General features: G+C 67.5%; 15 protein-coding genes. 9 read left to right on the forward strand and 6 right to left on the reverse strand.

The genetic code is table 11. The features are described 5' to 3' along the window. Positions 1-83 precede the first annotated feature (83 nt). The gene (locus QSJ18_RS05425) at positions 84-3131 is read left to right on the forward strand and encodes an MMPL family transporter (protein WP_286325254.1); all 3048 of its coding nucleotides are present in this window, start codon (positions 84-86) and stop codon (positions 3129-3131) included. 11 nt (positions 3132-3142) lie between these two features. Here QSJ18_RS05425 and QSJ18_RS05430 read toward each other — a convergent pair whose 3' ends face one another. Next, positions 3143-4222, reverse strand: a complete 1080-nt coding sequence (locus QSJ18_RS05430; protein ID WP_286325255.1) for an NAD(P)H-dependent amine dehydrogenase family protein — start codon at positions 4220-4222, stop codon at positions 3143-3145. Positions 4223-4298: 76 nt separating this feature from the next. Between QSJ18_RS05430 and QSJ18_RS05435 the strand changes: the two genes are divergently transcribed. Further along, the gene (locus QSJ18_RS05435) at positions 4299-5231 is read left to right on the forward strand and encodes a glycerophosphodiester phosphodiesterase (protein WP_286325256.1); all 933 of its coding nucleotides are present in this window, start codon (positions 4299-4301) and stop codon (positions 5229-5231) included. Here the strand turns inward: QSJ18_RS05435 and purL are convergent. Beyond that, positions 5228-7513, reverse strand: a complete 2286-nt coding sequence (purL, locus tag QSJ18_RS05440) for a phosphoribosylformylglycinamidine synthase subunit PurL (protein WP_286325257.1) — start codon at positions 7511-7513, stop codon at positions 5228-5230. The genes QSJ18_RS05435 and purL overlap by 4 nt on opposite strands. 150 nt (positions 7514-7663) lie before the next feature. Here purL and eccA point away from each other — a divergent pair, with 150 nt between their 5' ends. Continuing rightward, the gene (gene eccA / locus QSJ18_RS05445; protein ID WP_286325258.1) at positions 7664-9472 is read left to right on the forward strand and encodes a type VII secretion AAA-ATPase EccA; all 1809 of its coding nucleotides are present in this window, start codon (positions 7664-7666) and stop codon (positions 9470-9472) included. Between the two features lie 6 nt (positions 9473-9478). Here eccA and QSJ18_RS05450 read toward each other — a convergent pair whose 3' ends face one another. The 3 genes from QSJ18_RS05450 to cysD are packed head-to-tail and all read right to left on the reverse strand — an operon-like array spanning position 9479 to position 13095. Beyond that, entirely contained in the window at positions 9479-10240 is a 762-nt protein-coding gene (locus QSJ18_RS05450; RefSeq protein WP_286325259.1) for a 3'(2'),5'-bisphosphate nucleotidase CysQ, read from the reverse strand. A gap of 42 nt (positions 10241-10282) precedes the next feature. Continuing rightward, the gene (cysC, locus tag QSJ18_RS05455; protein WP_286325260.1) at positions 10283-12157 is read right to left on the reverse strand and encodes an adenylyl-sulfate kinase; all 1875 of its coding nucleotides are present in this window, start codon (positions 12155-12157) and stop codon (positions 10283-10285) included. Continuing rightward, complete coding sequence (cysD, locus tag QSJ18_RS05460) at positions 12157-13095, reverse strand: sulfate adenylyltransferase subunit CysD (protein ID WP_286325261.1); 939 nt, start codon at positions 13093-13095, stop codon at positions 12157-12159. The genes cysC and cysD overlap by 1 nt, the downstream gene beginning before the upstream one ends. A 49-nt stretch (positions 13096-13144) precedes the next feature. Here cysD and QSJ18_RS05465 point away from each other — a divergent pair, with 49 nt between their 5' ends. Next, positions 13145-14092, forward strand: coding sequence for an IclR family transcriptional regulator (locus QSJ18_RS05465; RefSeq protein ID WP_286325262.1), 948 nt, complete (start codon positions 13145-13147; stop codon positions 14090-14092). On the opposite strand, the gene gdhA is transcribed toward QSJ18_RS05465, so the two are convergent. Continuing rightward, the gene (gene gdhA, locus QSJ18_RS05470; protein WP_286325263.1) at positions 14085-15434 is read right to left on the reverse strand and encodes an NADP-specific glutamate dehydrogenase; all 1350 of its coding nucleotides are present in this window, start codon (positions 15432-15434) and stop codon (positions 14085-14087) included. The two genes, QSJ18_RS05465 and gdhA, sit on opposite strands and share 8 nt — an antisense overlap. 208 nt (positions 15435-15642) lie before the next feature. Here gdhA and QSJ18_RS05475 point away from each other — a divergent pair, with 208 nt between their 5' ends. The 5 genes from QSJ18_RS05475 (at position 15643) to QSJ18_RS05495 (ending at position 20395) form a co-directional block, all read left to right on the forward strand. Further along, positions 15643-16122: a hypothetical protein gene (locus tag QSJ18_RS05475; RefSeq protein WP_286325265.1), complete on the forward strand. Its 480-nt coding sequence runs from the start codon at positions 15643-15645 to the stop codon at positions 16120-16122. A 94-nt stretch (positions 16123-16216) separates the two neighbouring features. Then, complete coding sequence (locus tag QSJ18_RS05480; RefSeq protein ID WP_286325266.1) at positions 16217-17146, forward strand: enoyl-CoA hydratase; 930 nt, start codon at positions 16217-16219, stop codon at positions 17144-17146. Between the two features lies 1 nt (position 17147). Then, on the forward strand, positions 17148-18314 hold the full coding sequence (locus QSJ18_RS05485; protein ID WP_286325267.1) for an acyl-CoA dehydrogenase family protein: 1167 nt from the start codon (positions 17148-17150) through the stop codon (positions 18312-18314). Positions 18315-18320: 6 nt separating this feature from the next. Further along, positions 18321-19292 (forward strand): acyl-CoA dehydrogenase, encoded by a 972-nt coding sequence (locus QSJ18_RS05490; protein ID WP_286325268.1) that lies wholly within the window; start codon positions 18321-18323, stop codon positions 19290-19292. Then, positions 19289-20395: an acyl-CoA dehydrogenase family protein gene (locus tag QSJ18_RS05495; protein WP_286325269.1), complete on the forward strand. Its 1107-nt coding sequence runs from the start codon at positions 19289-19291 to the stop codon at positions 20393-20395. Before QSJ18_RS05490 ends, QSJ18_RS05495 begins: the two co-directional genes overlap by 4 nt. The last annotated feature ends 6 nt before the right edge of the window (positions 20396-20401 follow it).

The following is a 20401-nucleotide window of genomic DNA, read 5'->3' on the forward strand; positions in this document are numbered from 1 at the left end:
GTCGCAAAGTAACTGTAACTTCGCCACACATATATCTATGTCAGACGGCATAGATAGCTTCGCTGGGGAACGTGGGGGCGGGTATGGCACAGGGGCAGAGTCGGTCGATGAAGACCGTGGGTAGCTGGATTCATCGACACGCCGCGGTGATCCTGCTCGGCTGGATCGCCGTCGCCGCTGTCCTCAACGTCGCGATCCCACAACTCGAACAAACGGTGTCCACCAAGTCGGCCGACTTCCTCCCGCGCGACCTACCGGCCAACCGGAGTCTCGAGCGGATGGCCGACGACTTCGGTGTCTCCCGATCGAACGCGGTCAGCAGCGTCGTGCTGGTCAACGAGAACGGCATCGGCAAAGCCGACGAAACCTACTACCGCGCACTGCTTTCCGCGCTCTTATCCGACAAGGAGGATGTCGCCTACGTCCTCGACACCTTCGGTAACCCGGTGACCAGAGACATCGCGCTGAGCCGAGATGGCAAAGCGGTCAATCTCATCGTCGCAGCGCAGGGTTCGGTGGGGTCGACGCGGGCACATCACAGCACCATCGGGATTCGCGAGCGCATCGACGCGATCGACAAACCCGAGGGCCTGACGGTCCATTACAGCGGCCCGACGGCGACGCTGTCGGATCTGTTCGCGGCGATCGACGTCTCGCTGCTCATCATCACGGTGGTGTCGGTCGCGCTGATCACCCTGCTGCTGTTCGCGGCGTACCGAGACCTGGTCACCGCACTGATTCCGCTGGTCACGATCGGCCTCACCCTGGCCGTCGTGCGCCCGGTCATCTCAGCGCTCGGGGCCACCGGGTCCCTGTCGATCTCCAACTTCACCATCGCGATCATGACCGCACTGGTGCTCGGCGCCGGCACCGACTACGCGATCTTCAGCGTCGCCGGCTATCACGAGGCCCGACGCGCCGGCCTCGACGTCGGCGATTCAGTGGCCCGTGCATCCGGACGCACCTCCCCTATTCTCATCGCCTCCGCCCTGACGATCGCGGCCGCCTGCGCCTCGATGGCCTTCACCAAGATCGGCATGTTCGCCACCGCCGGGCCGCCGACCGCCATCGCCATCCTCGCCACTCTGCTGGTCGCACTCACGGTCCCGACCGCACTCCTGTCGTTGGCCGGCCGCCGAGGCCTCGCTGAGCCACGTCACGCCAACGACCGCCGCTGGCAACGTCGTGGGGCGCGTGTCATCCGGCATGCGGGTGTGTACACCGTTGTGGCGCTGATCTTTCTGACCGGAACAGCGCTGATCACCGTCACCTTCCGCCCCAACTGGGACGAATCCGCGATGCCCATCTACCCGACCGATTCCACCCGCGGATACGACGAGGTCATCGACCACTACGGCAACAACGAGATAGCCCCGGAGTATCTGACCTTCCGCAGTGATCACGACCTGCGCAACACCGCCGACCTCGCCGCCCTCGAGCTTGCGGCGATGTCGGTGTCGAACCTTCCCCAGGTCGCCCTCGTCCGATCGATCACCCGCCCCGACGGCAAGCCGCTCGCCGAGGCATCCACCGGCTACCAGGCCGGCGTCGTCGGCGCCCAACTCGGCGATGCCGGGCGCCAGATGGTCTCGGCCACACCCGAACTCCGCAGACTCGCCGAAGGGGTGACGCAGTTGTCGGCGGGTTCCGACGATGCCGTGGCACAGATGCCGCAACTGGTCGCCGGGACCACCGAGGTCGTCACCATGGCCAACACCGTGCTCGACGGACTCGGTCAGGCGAACCAGATCATCACCGGGTTGACCGGCAGCGGCGACCTGGCCTCGTCACTGCCTGCGATGCGCGCCGCGCTCGCCTCCGTCTCCAAGCTCCTGATCGCCCTCAATGCACAGGATGCGGCGGCCGGGTCGGCATTGCGCGACATCAGCACCGTGTTCGGCCCGCTGATCAGCGCCACCCCCACTCGACAGTGCGCGACCGACCCGAGTTGCATGGCAGCACGATTCGCATTCTCCCAGCTCAATCGGGCGATGGGCGGCAAACCCGGTGCCGCGCTACACGCCGCCGACGCCTTCGCCGGCGTATCGCCCGCAGCGCTGAGCCGGGTCACGGCGGTGCTGCCACAACTGCGCGCCGCGCTGACCACGGCCGAAACCCTGATGGGCCAACTCAACGGACGCTCACCCGAGCAGGTCCGCACCGACCTCACCCGCCTCACCGGTGGCGTCCGCCAGTTGTCGACCGGTATGACCCAGTTGGCCGACGGTCTGCGACAGGTGAAGGCCGGTACCGACCAGACGGTGGCGTTGACCGCCAAACTCACCGACGGACTGCGACGCGCGTCGGACTATCTGACGTCGATGGCCGCGGCCACCCGAACGGGCGCCGGGTCGGGCTTCTATCTACCTCCGGAAGGCCTGGCGGACAAGCGTTTCGTCGAAGGCAGCAAGTTGCTCATCTCCCCCGACGGCAAGACCGCCCGGATGCTCGTCACCTGGCGTATCAACCCCTACTCGCAGGAGGCGCTGCACACCGCTCGCGACCTGCCGGTGGCGGCCGCCCGCGCGCTGACCGGGACCATACTGGCCGACGCTCAGATCTCCACCGCGGGACTGGCGTCGCTGTCGGCGGATATGAACGATCAGTTGATCCGCGACTTCTTCGTGTTCGCCACGGTCGCCGCGATCGCGGTGTTGTTGATCCTGATGGTGTTGTTGCGCAGCATCCTGGCGCCGCTGCTACTGGTGGCCACCGTCCTGCTCTCCTTCGCCTCGGCCGCCGGCGTGAGCATCCTGGTGTGGCAGCATCTGATCGGGATCGACCTCGACTGGTCGGTGATACCCGTGTCGTTCATGGCGGTGATCGCCGTCGGCGCCGACTATTCGATGCTGTTCGCGGCCCGAATTCGTGAGGAGTCGGCCCGGGGCGGCATGGTTCGGGGCGTGATCCGCGGCTTCGGCAGCACCGGGGGTGTGATCACCACCGCCGGAATCGTCTTCGCCGTCACCATGTTCGCGTTGATGAGCGGCACCGTGCTCAATCTGGTGCAGATCGGTTTCACCATCGGCGTCGGCCTGCTGCTCGACATCGCCATCGTCCGCACGATCCTGGTCCCTGCGGCGATGACCGTGATCGGCGACCGGATCTGGTGGCCGGCCACCACCCGGTAACGACATCCGCCCTAGTCGGCGGCGACCAGCCCCCGCCCGAAAACCTGCGGAAGGTCGAGTGCCGTGATCAGCCCGGGCGGCGCGTCGACCACGGCCGCAACGGAATTGACCAGCCGCATGGCGGTCACGATCATGCCGGATACGTTGTGGTCGCCGTTCTCGCCGTGATGGCTGAATTCGACCTGCATCTGGGGTTCACCGGAGACGACGATCCGATAGCATCCGTCCCCCTCCGCCGGCTTGGGCCAGTCCGGACACTGGTCGGGGTGGGTGCGGGTGTAGTGCTCGAGCACCACCCGATCGACGCCGCCGACCTGCCCGACGACCTCGAAACGCAGTGCCGCCATGGTCCCTTCGGGAATCTCCACCGACACCGTCGAATAGTCCCGGTCGGCCGCGACCCGCTCCACCCGCTCCACCAGCGGCTCGTCGAGCGTGACGTCGAGTCCGGCGGCGATCTGCCGCACCACCGACCCCCAGGCGAGTGACAGCACCCCGGGATTGAGCAGCACCGGCGTCGCATCCATCGGCTGCCCGAAACCGAACAGCGTCGACATCACCACCGGCTGGTAGTAGGTCGAATAGTCGGCGATCTCCAGACACCGCACCTCGTCGATACGCTGTGACAGACTCGTCATCGACAGCGGCAGAACATCATTCGCGAAACCCGGGTCGATGCCGTTGACATGCAAGCTTGCCCCGCCTGCTCGCGCGGCGGCCTCGATGCGGTCGATCATCTGCGGAGGCAGGATGCCATGCGGGAACTGCAGTACCACCGGCCCACTGGAGACCACGTTGATGCCGGCCGACAGGAAGAAGATGAGGTCCTCGATGGCCTCGACCACCCGATCGTCGGTCATCGCGGTGTGCACGATGGCGTCCGGCTTCAACGCGATGAGCGCATCGCGATCGTCGGTTGCGGTCACCCCGAGATCTCGGCCGAGTCCGGCGAGGTCACCGGCGTCCCGACCAACCTTCGCCGGATCGGACACCCAGACACCGACGAGTTCCAGATCCGGCCGGGCGTCGATCCCGGCGATGGCGTGCTTGCCCACGGTTCCGGTCGACCACTCGACCACGCGTAGAGTCATACCATCCAAAGTAGAACACGTTCTAGGTTTCTGTCTCGCGCTTCCACAACCCGGCGGTCGGACTAATCTTGCGGCGATGCCCCGACCACCCGAAATCGATACCGCTCCGCGCGAACTCACCTATGCCGGCCACCGCACCCGGCTCAAATGGCATCGTGCACGCCGCCGCGCCGACGACCCGCCGTTCACCGGCTCGCGGATCGCCGAAGGGATGCGGGTTGGGGCCAGCGTCGAGGTCGACCTGCTCATCCATGCCGACCGCGGTTTCGCGGTGCTGCACGACCGCGACGTCGAGGGCGGCACCACCGGCACCGGGCTGGTCTCGACGCTGTCCACGGACGCCTTACGCAGCCTGTATCTGCGTGATGCGCGCGGCCGCCCCCTGGCCGAACCCGTTCTGCTGCTGGAGGATCTCGCCGATCTGCTCGCCGACGTTGACATCGCCGACGATGCGGTGCTGCAGCTTGATTTCAAGGAGGATGCTGCCGCCCTCGACGACACCGCGCTGAGCACCTTCGAGCGGGCGGTGAAACCGCTTGCCCGCCACCTGATCCTGTCCTGCGGCGACGCCACGGCAGTGACGATGCTGACCGACGCCGCACCCGGTGTTCGCGTCGGATACGACCCCTGCCACCAGGGCGCCGCGGCAGAAGTACTGCGCACCAGGGATTTCGACGCATTCGTGGCCCGTGCGGTCGCCGCGTCACCCCGCGCCGAGATGATCTACCTGGAGAACCGGCTGATCATCGGCGCACGAGACAACGGATACGACCTGATCGCGGCCTTCCACGCCACCGGGCGACAGGTCGACGGCTACACCGTGACCCGCGTCGACCGGTCATCGACCCGGCTGGTGCGCCGACTGCTCGAGCTGGGGATCGACCAGATCACCACCGACGACCCCGAAGGACTGCAATCCCGGTTCCGGCGGAGGTCCCGAGGTTCGGCCCGCCGACTACGACGGCCCAGGCCTCCAAACCCCGGCCCGCTGAGGCGCGGCGACCGCTAGCCGAACAGCTTGGGCAAGGTGCCCTCGTGCACGGTGCGCAGTTCGTCGAGGGTCACCTCGAAGTGGTCCTGCACCTCGACCGAGTCGCTCCCCTGGTCGACGACGCCGATACGCGTCCACGGCACCTGGCGGGCGTCGAGCATCGCCGAGAAGCGCGACTCCTCGGTACGCGGCACCGCGACCAACACCCGGCCGGCCGACTCGGAGAACAGCCACACGAAGGGATCGGCGTCCTCGGGCAGCAGAATCCGGCAGCCCGTCTCCCCGGCCAGCGCGGCCTCGACGACGGTCTGGATCAGTCCACCCTCGCTGAGATCGTGTGCGGCCGAGATCATTCCGTCCCGGGAACCCGCGACCAGAATCTCCGACAGCAGGCGTTCGTGCTCTAGGTCGACCTGCGGCGGGACCCCGCCAAGGTGATCGTGGGCAACCTGCGCCCAGATCGAACCGTCGAACTCGTCGCGGGTCTCGCCGAGCAGGATCAGGGTCTCCCCCGGCTCGGTGCCGATCCCGGTCGGGATGCGGCGCCGCACATCGTCGATGACGCCCAGGACGCCGACCACCGGCGTCGGAAGGATCGCCGTCGACCCGGTCTGGTTGTAGAACGACACATTGCCGCCGGTCACCGGGATGCCCAACTGTGCACATCCGTCGGCCAGTCCGCGCACCGCCTGCTGGAACTGCCACATCACCGCGGGATCCTCCGGCGAGCCGAAGTTGAGGCAGTTCGTGACGGCCTTCGGGGTGGCACCGGAGACGGCGACATTGCGGTAAGCCTCGGCCAGCGCGAGCTGCGCACCGCGATAGGGATCGAGGAAGGTGTAGCGGCCCGACGCGTCCGTGGCCAGCGCGATACCGCGGTGGTTCTCCTCATCGATGCGGATCATTCCCGAATCGGCATGTTCGGCGAGCACCGTGTTGCCACGCACGTAGCGGTCGTACTGCTCGGTGATGAATCGGCGACTGCACAGTGCAGGCGAGGCCAGCATGGTGAGCAGGGTCTCGCGCAGTTCAGTCGGCGTACTCGGCCGAGCCAGGGGTGCGGTGGTCGAGGCGACGACGTCGTCCTGCCAGTCCGGTCGGGCGACCGGCCGCTCGTAGACCGGGCCGTCGTGGGCCACGGTGCGCGGCGGCACGTCGACGACGGTTTCACCGTGCCAGGTGATGACCAGACGGTCGCCGTCGGTGACCTCACCGATCACGGTCGCGAGCACATCCCACTTCGCGCAGACCGCCAGGAAGGCGTCGACGTTCTCGGGGGTGACCACGGCGCACATGCGTTCCTGCGACTCGCTGGAGAGCACCTCGGCCGGGGTCATCCCCACGGCGCGCATCGGCACCTGCTCCAGGTCGATGTGCATGCCGCCGTCGCCTGCCGCGGCCAGTTCCGAGGTGGCGCACGACAGTCCGGCGCCGCCGAGATCCTGGATGCCGACGACGAGGCCCGCGTGGTACAGCTCGAGACAGCACTCGATGAGCACCTTCTCGGTGAACGGATCGCCAACCTGCACGCTCGGCAGCTTCTTACGGTTGGGGCCGCCCTCGCCGCTGTCGTCGAAGGTCTCCGAGGCGAGGACGGACACGCCGCCGATGCCGTCGAGGCCGGTGCGCGCACCGAACAGGATGATCTTGTTGCCGGTGCCGGACGCGAATGCCAGGTGCAGGTCCTCGGTGCGCAGCACACCCGCGCACAGCGCGTTGACCAGCGGGTTGCCCTGGTAGCTCGCGTCGAAGACGGTCTCGCCGCCGACGTTGGGCAGGCCGAGCGAGTTGCCGTAGCCGCCGACACCACGCACCACACCGTCGACGACGCGCCGGGTGTCGGGGGCATCCGCGGCACCGAAGCGCAGCTGATCCATGACCGCGATCGGGCGGGCGCCCATCGCCATGATGTCGCGGACGATGCCGCCCACGCCGGTCGCCGCACCCTGGTAGGGCTCGACGTAGCTCGGGTGGTTGTGCGACTCGACCTTGAAGGTGACCGCCCATCCGTCGCCGATGTCGACCACACCGGCGTTCTCGCCGATGCCGGCGAGCATGCCGGCGCGCATCTCCTCGGTGGTGGTCTCGCCGAAGTAGCGCAGGTGCACCTTCGACGACTTGTAGCTGCAGTGCTCGGACCACATCACCGAGTACATGGCCAGTTCGGCGTCGGTGGGACGACGTCCGAGGATCTCGCGGATCCGCTCGTACTCGTCGTCCTTGAGGCCGAGTTCACGGAACGGTTGCGGATTGTCCGGGGTCTGGGCAGCGGTCGCGACGGTATCCACCTGTGAGCTCACGGCTCAAGTCTAGGCAACGGTGTGACATCGCGGCGAACTGGCGTTCGCGCGATCACCCGAATGTGGATTACGGCGGGCCGGTTGCGCTCTAATCTGGTCTCCTGGCATACGGGGATTGTGCTGAGGCTGCGCTGACGCGTTGGGGGGACGATGGGGGACATCCGTAAGGCGCGAGCGCTGTTCGAGCTCGGTGTGCTCTCGCTCGGCATCGCCGTCGACGGCCAGCAACCCGTCGACGACCCGGCGCAGGCCACCAAGGCCTTCACCCGAGCGAGCGAATGGGAACCCATGCTGGGCGATGCCTGGCTGGGCCGCCTGACCTGCGGGGACACCTCCGACGAAGTGTTGCTCGGCCTCTACCGCACCCGTGCGGGCATCGGTGCCGAACAGCGCCGTCTCGGGTTGCCGCCCCGCACCTTGGTGGGCCGCTGGTACACCGGCATGTTCATCGACTACCCGTGTTCGGACGGTAGGGAGGCGACCGTCGCCTACGCCGCGAGTCTGATCCGGGGCGCCGATCACGCCGGGGCGGAAGAGATCCTCGACTCACTGGGCCCCGGCACCGGCGCGATCGCCGACTTCGTGCGCGCTGTGCTTCACTTCACCACTCAGCGCTGGCCCGATGTGCTGTCCGCGCTGACACGTTCGGATTTCTGGGGCGACACCTATATGCAGACCGTCGCCGACTACCTGGCCGGGAGCGCCTGCCTGCAGTTGGGCATGCTCGACGAGGGCATCCGTCGCCTGCGATCGGCGATCGACGGCCCGATCCCGGCCTGCTCGACCCGCGCGCTCTACGCGTACGGCCTGGCGTTGCGCGAACAAGGTCATGAGGACCGGGCCCGATCCACCTTCGAGCAGGTCTTCGCCCGCGACCCGTCGATGTCTTCCGCGTCGGCGGCCCTACGGTCCCCGACGGTCCGCCTGCACATCACCACACCCGAGCGGATCGCCGAACGCACCGACCGGTGGGATCCGGCATCGGTACCGGTTCCCGGCGCCCAGTTGGTCGGCGGCGACGACGATCCGGGTGCCGCCACCGACCTGGTCGCCCAAGCCCAGTCCGAGCTCGACGCGCAGATCGGTCTGGCCTCGGTGAAGGACCAGGTGGCGAAGTTGCAGTCGGCGTCCACCGTCGCCCGGCTGCGGGCCGAACACGGATTGTCGACCGCGGCGCGAACCCTGCACCTGGCCTTCACCGGACCGCCCGGCACCGGCAAGACGACCATCGCGCGCATCGTCGCCAAGATCTACTGCGGGCTCGGTTTCATCAAGACCGACAAGGTGGTCGAGGCCACCCGCCGGGACATGGTCGGCGAACACCTGGGCAGCACCGCGATCAAGACGTCGGCGCTCATCGACTCGGCGATGGACGGGGTGCTGTTCATCGACGAGGCCTACACCCTGGTCCAGCAGGGACTGTCCGGCGGCGACGCCTTCGGCCGGGAGGCGGTCGACACCCTGCTGGCGCGGATGGAGGACGACCGCGACCGGCTGATCGTGATCATCGCCGGGTATGAGGGTGAGATCGACCGGTTCCTCGCCGCCAACGACGGTCTCGCCTCGAGGTTCGCGCGGCGTATCCGGTTCGCCTCCTACGAACCCGCCGAGCTGGCTCGGATCGGTGAACTCATCGCCGCCACCCGGGATTCGGAGCTGACCCCGGAGGCCCGACACGAACTCGAAACCGCGTGCACACCGCTCTATCTCGATATCCAGCACGGCCCCGACGGCATACGTCGGGCCACCGACCTCGCCGGCAACGGACGCTTCGTCCGCAACATCATCGAAGCGGCCGAGGAGGAACGCGAACATCGTCTGACGACCACCGGCGACCTCGGAGCGGTGTCCCAGGCCGACCTGATGCGGATCGAACCCGAGGACGTACGCGCCGCGCTGTCGACGGTGCTCTCCGGACTGAACCGGACGCCCATCGCCGTCGAGTGGTCGGCACCGTGAGGCAGGCTACCCCCGGCCTGCGGTCACCCCGATGATCACCTCGGTCAGCTCGGGGCGACAGATCACCAGGTCGGGCAGGTAGGTGTCGTCGCGGTTGTAGAGCAGCGGTGAACCGTCGATGCGCCCGCACCACAGCCCCTTGGCCTGTGCCACCGCCACCGGTGCCGCCGAATCCCACTCGTACTGACCGCCCGCGTGGACATAGGCGTCCGCCTCGCCGCGCACGACAGCCATCGCCTTGGCCCCTGCGGAGCCCATGGCGAGGACCGACCCACCCACCGCGTCTGCGACGTCCTGGGAGAACGCCGGTGGCCGGGAACCGCTGACCACCACCCGTGGTTGGTCCCCCCGGGGTTCGACGGCGAGTCCCGCGGTCGGCGTGACCACGGAGTCGTCGTCGACGTAGGTGATGCCCAGGGCGGGCAGCGCGACGGCGCCCGCGACGAGACCATCGGCGGCCGACCACAGCGCCACATGAACGGCCCAGTCGGTGTGCCCCTCGGTGCCGTACTCGCGGGTGCCGTCGACCGGATCGACGATCCACACGCGTGCCGCCGTCAGCCGCGCCTTGTCGTCGGTGGATTCCTCGGACAGAATCGCGTCGTCAGGTCGGGCTGCGCGCAGACGTTCCAGCAGGAACTCGTTGGACCGCAGATCGCCTGCACGGCCCAACTCCTTGCCTGCCAGGCCACTGCCTGCCCGGATGTCGAGCAGCAGTTCCCCTGCCGCCGTGGCCAGTTCACCCGCAAGGGTCCGGTCGTCGGTCATGCGCTTCCACCTTTCACCTGCAGTTGCACCACATATCCGCCGCTACAAACCCAGATTACGGAGCACCGACTCAGCGACCTCGGCGGGTCCGCCGTCGGCCGGGGTCACGACGATATCGGCGTCGGCGGGCCGTTCGTAGGGCGAGTCGATCCCGGTGAACTGGCTGATCTCACCACGGCGGGCCTTGGCGTACAAGCCTTTCGGGTCGCGCTGCTCGCAAAGCTCGAGCGGGGTGTCGATGAACACCTCGTAGAAGGGCAGCCCGCGTTCGGCATGGATCTCCCTGGCACGTTCACGCTCGGAGGCGAACGGGCTGATGAGCGAGACGATCGACACCGATCCCGAGTCGGCGAACAGTGCGGCGACCTCACTGGTGCGGCGGATGTTCTCGCGCCGATCGTCGTCGGAGAAGCCGAGATCGGAGTTCAGTCCGTGCCGCAGATTGTCGCCGTCCATCAGGTAGGCCGGCCGCCCCTCGGCGACGAATCGTCGTTCGAGTTCGACGGCGAGCGACGACTTCCCCGAACCGGACAGCCCGGTCAGCCAGATGGTGGCGCCCTGGTGTGGACGCTGGTCGCGGGTGACCTTGCTGGACTGCCATACGACGTGGCTGTCGTGGGTCACCGGCGCGGTGATCATCCCCGCGCCGACCGTCTTGTTGGTCGCCTCGTCGATCAGGATGAAACTGCCGGTCTCCCGGTTGCGTTGATAGGCGTCGAACATGACCGGTTCCTGCGTGCGCACCGACAAGCGGGCGATCTCGTTGAGTTGCAACGAATCAGCCGTCTCCTCCCGGTGCAGGGTATTGACGTCGAGCCGGTAGTTGAGTCCGGAGATCTGGGCGCGGGTGGAGCGGGTGCCACACATCATCTGATACCGGTTGCCCACCCGCAGTGCGGTGTCGTCGGCGAACCAGCAGACCATCGCATCGAGGTCGCGGCCGACGTAGGGGCGATTGTTGGGCCGGGCCAGCATGTCGCCACGCACGATGTCGATCTCGTCGGCGAGCTCGACCGACACCGCCATCGACGCGAACGCCTCGTCGACCTTCTCCCCGCCGGGGCCCCAGATGGCGGAGATGGTGGTCTCGAATCCGCCGGGCAGCACCACCACCTCGTCGCCCCGCGAGAAGACCCCGCCGGCGACGGTGCCCGCATACGCCCGATGATCGGCACCGTCGGCCCGCTGTGGGCGGATCACATACTGCACCGGCATCCGCGCATCGATCAGATTGCGATCCGATGCGATGTACACGTTCTCCAGGTGACCGAGCAGGGGGCGCCCGGTATACCAGGGCATCGACGTCGACGGCTCGACGACATTGTCCCCGCGCAGCGCCGACATCGGGATGAAGGTCAGGTCGAGGACGTTGAGTTTGGTTGCGAATCCGCTGAATTCGGCACAGATCTCCTCGAACCGCGACTGCGACCAGTCGACCAGGTCCATCTTGTTGACGCAGACGGTGAGGTGCGGGATCCCGAGAAGTGAAGACAGGAAGGCGTGGCGGCGGGTCTGCTCCAGCACCCCCTTGCGAGCGTCGATGAGGATCATCGCCAGGTCGGCGGTCGACGCCCCGGTCACCATGTTGCGGGTGTACTGCACATGGCCGGGGGTGTCGGCGATGATGAATTTTCTTCTCGGCGTGGAGAAGTAGCGGTAGGCGACGTCGATCGTGATGCCCTGCTCGCGTTCGGCACGCAATCCGTCGGTCAGCAGCGCGAGATCGGCGTACTCGTCGCCGCGTTCGGCGCTGGTGCGTTCGATCGACTCCAGCTGATCGGTGAAGATCGACTTGGAGTCGTAGAGCAGGCGTCCGATCAACGTCGACTTTCCGTCGTCCACCGAACCCGCGGTGGCCAGCCGCAGCAGTTCCAGCGGAGCGCCGCCGGCAGGGACGGCCCCTATACCCGGCGTCATCAGAAGTAGCCCTCTTTCTTACGGTCTTCCATCCCCGATTCGGAGATCCGGTCGTCGGCGCGGGTGGCGCCGCGTTCGGTCAGACGGGTCATCGCGACCTCCTCGATGACCTTGGCGACCGTGTCGGCGTCCGACCGCACGCATCCGGTACAGGTGGCGTCGCCGACGGTGCGGAACCGAACCGTCTCCTCGTGGGACGCCTCGCCGTCGTAGATCTCCAGGAACCGGGTCTTGGCGAGCAGCATGCCGTCACGCGGAACGACCTCCCGGCGATGGGCGTAGTAGATGGATGGGAGTTCGATGTCCTCCTCGGCGATGTACTGCCAGATGTCGAGTTCGGTCCAGTTCGACAATGGGAAGACGCGGATGTGCTCGCCGCGGTGGTGGCGGCCGTTGTAGAGATGCCACAGTTCTGGGCGCTGCGCGCGCGGATCCCACGCACCGAACTCGTCCCGGAAGCTGAATACCCGCTCCTTGGCCCTCGCCTTCTCCTCGTCGCGGCGCGCGCCGCCGAAGACCGCGTCGAAGCGGTTCTCGGTGATCCCACGCAATAGCGCGGTGGTCTGCAGACGGTTGCGGCTGGCACCGGGTCCGGTCTGCTCGACGACGCGGCCGGCGTCGATGTCGTCCTGTACCGAGCTGACGACCAGCCGCACTCCGGTCTGTGCGACCACCCGATCGCGGTAGTCGATGACCTCGTCGAAGTTGTGTCCGGTGTCGACATGCATCAGCGGGAAGGGCACCGGGGCGGGCCAGAAGGCCTTGCGTGCCAGGTGAAACATCACCACCGAGTCCTTGCCGCCGGAAAACAGCAGCCCCGGACGCTCGAAGGTGGCGGCGACCTCGCGGAAGATGTGCACCGCTTCGGCTTCGAGCGCTTTGAGGTGGCTCAGCTCGTAGTGCGGGGCTGGGGCCCCGGCCGCCGGAGTCGGTCCCATCGGCGAACCTCCTTGACATGTCGACTATTCGACACTGACTATTGGCTATGTGACACAGACGGTAGGCGGCGACACGGCGGAGGGTCAACACCGACGCGCGCCGTCGCCGCCCACCGCGCGCGTGATCACCATCGTCGAACTACTCACGCGGACCGCGCCGGACACGCTCACCCTCGCTGAGATTGTCCGCCGCACCGGGCAATCTCGCGCGACGGCCCACGCGGTACTCGCCGAGATGGTCGATCGCGGCTGGGCCACCCGTCTCGCCGACACCGGGACGTTCGGCCTCGGGCCGGCATTCGTGTCGTTGGCCCAGACCGCGCAGCAGACCGACCTACTGGCCCAGCAGATCGGCCCGGCGGTCCGTGATCTCGCCGTCGCAGCAGGGACTGCCTGTTTCGCGGCGCGTCGCCTGCATACCGACATGATCACCGTCTCCGACCACGCGGCGGCCCCGTCCGCACCGCCCTCCGACGACACCGACGCCGACCCCGCGCGCTGGTTCCGGCTCGGCAGGCAAATCCGCCTGCGCCCGCCGATCTGCCGGGAGTTCATCGCCTGGGCTCCGCGGACGCGTCGTGAGATCTGGATCGGTGACGCCCCCGCACCGACCCGGACCCGGCTGCGCGTGGTGCTCGACGACATCTGCGAGCGCGGCTACGCGGTGGAACGGATGACCGCCGACCACGTCGCGATGATCGAGGCGCTCGGGTCGCTGAATTCGATGCGCTCGGATGTGCGAGCCCGGATCGGTGCACTCCTGACCGAACTCAACGCCATCGACTACCTCGACACCGAACTGATCGGCGACGTCGGCGCGGTGACCATCGGTGCCCCGATCTTCGGCGCCGACGGCGAGGTCGTGGCCTCGATCGTCACCTGCCCCAACCGCGTACTGCCCGCCACCGATCTCCGCGCACTCGGCGTCACCACCCGCATGGCGGCCGATCGGGTGACGGCGCATCTGGGCGGGCGGGCGCCAGCCGATCTCAGATGACGCCGAGCGCCAGCATCGCGTCGGCGACGTGGGTGAACGCCGCGATATTGGCGCCGGCCACATAGTCGCCGGGTAGGCCGTATTCGTCTGCGGTCTCCAGACAGCGGGCGTGGATGGCGCCCATGATCTCCGACAGCCGGTCTTCGGTGTGGGCGAATGTCCACGAGTCGCGAGACGCATTCTGCTGCATCTCCAGCGCGCTGGTCGCGACACCGCCCGCGTTGGCCGCCTTGCCGGGCGCGAAGGTCACCCCACCGGCCGCCAGGATCTTGATGGCCTCGGGCGTCGTCGGCATGTTCGCACCCTCGGCGACGATGCGGCAGCCGTTACCGACCAGGGCCCGCGCGGCGTCGGCGCCGAGTTCGTTCTGCGTCGCACAGGGCAGGGCGACGTCGGTCGGCACATCCCAGACGCTGCCTCCGGTGATCAGTCGCGCGTTGCCGCCACGCGCCGCGACGTAGTCGGCGATCCGGCCCCGATCGCGCAGCTTGATCTCCTTGAGCAGCTCGAGATCGATACCGGCCTCGTCGACGACATAGCCTGAGGAGTCCGAACAGGCCACCACCTTGCCGCCGAGTTCATGCACCTTCTCGATGGCGTAGATCGCCACATTGCCTGATCCCGAGACCACGGCCCGTCGGCCTTCGAAGGACTTGCCCTGTGCGGCCAGGATCTCCCGTACGAAGAAGACCACGCCGTAGCCGGTGGCCTCGGTGCGCACCTGCGATCCACCCCAGGCCAGGCCTTTCCCGGTCAGCACACCCGACTCGTACCGGTTGGTGATGCGCTTGTACTGCCCGAACAGGTACCCGATCTCCCGTCCGCCGACCCCGATATCGCCTGCGGGGACATCGGTGTACTCACCGATGTGGCGATAGAGCTCGGTCATAAACGACTGGCAGAACCGCATGACCTCGGCGTCCGAACGTCCCTTCGGATCGAAGTCGGCGCCGCCCTTGCCGCCACCGATGGGTAGCCCGGTCAACGCGTTCTTGAAGATCTGCTCGAAGCCCAGGAACTTCACGATCCCGAGGTAGACGCTCGGATGGAACCGAAGCCCGCCTTTGAACGGTCCCAGCGCCGAATTGAACTCGACCCGGAATCCGCGGTTGATCTGCACCTGGCCCCGATCGTCGGTCCACGGCACGCGGAAGATGATCTGACGTTCGGGTTCGCAGAGGCGCCGGATGACCTCGGTATCGAGGTAGTGCGGATGTTTGGCGACGACCGGGCCCAGACTCTCGAATACCTCGCGGGTGGCCTGATGGAACTCGGCCTCACCCGGATTCCGCGCGATCACCTCGTCGAACAACCCGCCAAGTTCCGGGACCATCTCCGCCATCGTCAACTCCTCCACGTCACCATCGACACGATTGCCGCCACCCTATCGGTCGACAGAAATGACAGATTTGCGCCTCTTGCCCGGGTCACGATCCGGCAACGAGTTTGTCCGCATGACTAACGATCGTGAGCCCGCCCCCGACAGTGCAGAGAGAAGTACTCCACCACATCTGGCACGCGAAACAGCTTCTACCGACCAGGAGATCCGCATGTTCACCTCGATCCGCACCCGTATCGCCGCCACCGTGCTGACCGCCACCGGAGCAGCCGCCCTGCTCGTCGGAGGCACCGCCGGGCCCGCCGCCGCCGCACCCGGAGGCGTGTACCCGCTACACAACTGCATCAACCTGAGCCCGAATATCGTCGACCTGCCGTACAACCCGTCGCGCGTGATCGTCAGCCAGTACCGTGACCGCACCTATCTGGCCATCGACTACACCAGCGTCTGGATCGGCGCGGGCTACGACTCGGTGGCCCGGATCGACTGGCACAACCTGAACACCCACAAGCGCGGCGTCATCGTCGGGCGCAATCACGTCTCGCCGCCGTATCAGGGCACCCATCAGGTCGACGTCCCCACCGCTTCGATCGGCCGCGGCAAGGTGGCACTGCGGCTGACGACCACCAACCGCAACGCGCTGTGGGCAGTGCCCGCCCGGACCTGCGGCGGCACCATCGTGGTGCCGTAACCACGGGTCGGACCCCGACAGCGCGAGCCACGCAGGTCCGGTCCACACCCCCCAGGACTACCAACCAAGCACTTGCTAGGTTAGGCTCGTGCCCATGAGTGACGCCGTCATCCCTCCCGCACTCGGCACCGACGACCTCGGCCCGGACACGACGCCGGTGGCGTACGAAACCGGTGGCCCCGAAGGCGCGGTCGCCTACGTGACGCTGAACCGTCCCGAGTACCGCAACGCCCAGAACTCGGTGATGACGTATTCCCTCGACGCCGCCTTCCGCAAGGCCGTCGACGACCCGACGGTCAAGGTGATCGTGCTGCGGGCCAACGGCAAACACTTCTCGGCCGGTCACGACATCGGCACCCCCGAACGCGACTTCGGCACCTACTACGACAATGTCGCGACCCTGCACTGGGATCACACCGGTACCGACGCGGACGCCGACGGGACCGCACTGTCGGCCGATCAGCGCCTGGCCCGCGAGATCGAGGTGTACATGGGGATGTGCCGGCGCTGGCGGGACATGCCCAAACCCGTCGTCGCCCAGGTACACGGCGCCTGTATCGCCGGTGGCCTGATGCTGGCATGGTCGGCCGACTTCATCGTCGCCTCCGACGATGCGTTCTTCTCGGATCCGGTTGCCCGCATGGGTATTCCGGGTGTCGAGTACTTCGCACACGCCTTCGTCCTCGGCCCCCGCCGAGCCAAGGAGATCCTGTTCACCGGTGAACGCTTCTCCGCCGTCCAGGCCGCCGACTGGGGCATGGTCAACCACGTCGTCCCGCGCGACGAGCTGGCCGCGAAGGTCGACTCGATCTGCGAGGCGATGGTCGCGATGCCGATGCAGGGCCTGTTCCTGAGTAAGAAGGCCGTCAACATCTGCGAGGACCAGATGGGACTGCGCAACGCGATGGATTCGGTGTTCGGCTGGCATCACTACGCCCATTCGGCCAACGCCGAGGCGGGTGACTCACTCGGCGGTATGGACGCCAAGAGCATGAAGTCGTCCGCGGCGAAGGCCGGGAGCTGACATGGATCTGCTCTTCGACACCGAGGCCGACGACTTCCGCACCGAGGTGCGCACCTGGCTCGCCGATCATGTTCCAGCCCAGCCGCTTCCGTCCATGGATACGGCCGAGGGATTCGAGGCCCACCGGCAGTGGGAGGCCACCATGGCCGCCGACCGCATGTCGGTGGTCAGCTGGCCGGAAGAGTTCGGTGGTCGCGACGCCTCACTGCTGCACTGGGTGATCTTCGAGGAGGAGTACTACCGGTCCGGCGCTCCCGGACGGGTCAGCCAGAACGGGATCTTCCTGCTCGCCCCAACCCTTTTCGAGCACGCTCACCCCGAACAGCTGGCCAGGATCCTGCCCCGGATGGCCCGCGCCGACGACATCTGGGGCCAGGCCTGGAGTGAGCCGGAGGCCGGGAGCGACCTGGCCTCGCTCCGGTCCACCGCGACCCGCACCGAAGGTGGCTGGCTACTCAACGGCCAGAAGACCTGGAGCTCACGGTCGAGCTTCGCCGACTGGGCCTTCGGCCTGTTCCGGTCCGACAAGGACGCCCAGCGCCACAAGGGCCTCACGTACTTCATGTTCGACCTGCGCAGCCCTGGCGTCACCGTCCGCCCGATCGCACAGCTCGACGGGGAGGCAGGTTTCGCCGAACTGTTCCTCGAGGACGTCTTCGTCCCCGACGATCCCACCAACCCCGGCGACTCCGGCGTGATCGGAGAGGTCAACAACGGGTGGCGGGTGGCGATGAGCACCGCCGCCAACGAACGCGGGCTGTCGCTACGCGCCCCGGGTCGTTTCCTGGCCACCACCGATCGACTCCTCGCATTGTGGCGTGAGGCCCGCGACGACGTACCGTCGACCGCCAACGTCGATGGTCGGGTCGCCGACGCCTGGATCGGTTCTCGCGCCTACGAATTGTCCACCTATCAGACCGTCAGCCGGCTCGCCGCCGGTGGCGAACTGGGGATGGAATCGTCGATCAACAAGGTCTTCTGGTCACAGTGGGATATCGCCGCCCACGAGACGGCACTGGACCTGCAGGGTTACGCCGCCGAGGTCGACGACCCCTGGATGGACGGTTACCTGTTCTCGCTGTCCGGGCCGATTTATGCCGGTACCAACGAGATTCAACGCAACGTCATCGCGGAGCGGCTGCTCGGCCTGCCGCGTGGGGATCGGTGAGACACCATGGACTTCTTGCTCGCAGACTTTCACGATGATCTGTCGTCCACAGTCAACGCCATGCTCACCAAGGCCGACGTACCCGCCGTCGCCCGCGCCTGGGCAGCCGGGGACCGCAGCGCGGCGACGTCGATGTACGCCCAACTCGCCGATGCGGGCATCTGCGGCCTGCTGATCGATGAGGCGCACGGCGGCAGTAGTGCCGGTGCCGTCGAAATGGTGGTCGCCGTAGAACAATTGGGTCGCCACTGTGTGCCCGGTCCGGTGGCCGAGAGCATCGCGGTACTCCCCACCCTGCTGCGTGACGCCGACGTCACCGGCCCGCTCAGCGCGCTCGCCGAGGGCCGGCTCGCGACGTGTGCGATCGCACCACTCGCCCCGCTGGCCGCCGACGCCGAGGGCGCCGACATCTTCGTGGTGACCGACGGCGTTCTCGCCACCGCCGAGGTCGAGTCCACCGAGCGGTCGGTGGATCCCACCCGCACCGTGTCGAGGGTACGTCCGGTCAGGACGCTCGCCGAGAATGTGGATGTCGACGATGCCGTGGATGCGGGTGTACTGGCAACAGCCGCACAGCTGTTGGGCCTCGGCCAGGCGATGCTATCGATCGCGGCCGACTATGCGCAGGCACGTAAGCAGTTCGGCCGACCGATCGGTTCCTTCCAGGCGGTGAAACACCATCTCGCCGACGTCGCGATCGCCATCGAGATGGCGCGCCCGTTGGTCCACGTGGCGGCCCTGGGCATCGACGGCCAGGTCCCGGAGGACACCGACGTGCGCCGCGACGTCTCCGCCGCCAAGGTTGCCGCGGCCGAGGCCGCGAATCTGTCCGCGCGCCGCTCATTGCAGGTGCTCGGCGCCATCGGCTACACCGCCGAACACGATCTCTCCCTCTACCTCACCAAGACCCGCGCACTGCTCGGTGCGTGGGGCACCCCGGCCGCACACCGAAGCCGAATCCTGGAGTCACTGCGATGACCGTTCTGACCTCAACCGCCGCACCGGCTTCGGCGCAGGACCGGGAGGCGCTGGCCGCCTCGGTTCGTGATCTGATCCGCCGTCGGGGGGACAGCGCCTCGGTCCGGGCCGCCATGGCCGGCGACGGCCGTACCGACGCCGCCCTGTGGTCCACACTGTGCACCGAGATCGGCGTTGCCGCACTGGCCATCCCGGAGTCCTACGACGGCGCAGGCGCCAGCTTCGCGGAGACCGCCGCGGTTCTGGAGGAACTCGGTGCCGCCCTCAGCCCGGTGCCCGCGTTGGGTTCGGCGGTGCTGGCGACGGCGGCGATCCTGATCGCCGACGACCCCGACAGCTCCGCGCGGCTGCTGCCCGGAATGGCCGCGGGCGAACGCACCGCCGCCCTCTGCTGGGCCGGCGCCGGCGGCTGGGATACCACCGATGTCCGCGCAGATGCCGGACTACTCTCCGGCACCGCCCATTTCGTCATCGACGGCGAAGTTGCCGACACACTGCTGGTGATCGCGTCCGGCGGCGAGGCGATCACACTGCACGAGGTCGATGCCGACGCGGACGGAATCACCGTCACACCGCTGCCGACGATGGACCCGACCCGCCCGCTGTCGTCGGTGACCTTCGACGACGTCGCGTCCGTCGTCATCCCCGCACCGGCGGACCTCACCGCTCGGCTGCGTGCACTAGGCTGGGCGCTCCTCGCGTCCGAACAGGTCGGCGGTGCCCAGGCGGCACTCGACCTGACCGTCGACTACACCGGTTCGCGCAAGCAGTTCGGCCGCACCATCGGGTCCTTCCAGGCACTCAAGCATCGGATGGCCGACATGTACGTCCTGGTCGAGACCGCGCGCTCGATCGCGCGGGCGGCGGTCGACGCGGTCGTCACCGGTGCGCCAGATGCCGCGGACCTCGCCCGGGCCGCCCACGTCTACTGCTCGGAGGCGTACACCTCGGTCACCGGCGAGGCCATCCAGTTGCACGGCGGTATCGGCATCACCTGGGAGCACGACATCCAGCTGTACTTCAAACGCGCCCATGGCAGTGCCCAGCTGCTCGGTGCCCCGTCCCGGGCGGTCGCCGAGATCGCTGCGGAACTCCGCGCCTGAGTCACC

The organism is Gordonia heveisoli (assembly GCF_030315745.1).
Classification (GTDB): Bacteria; Actinomycetota; Actinomycetes; order Mycobacteriales; family Mycobacteriaceae; genus Gordonia.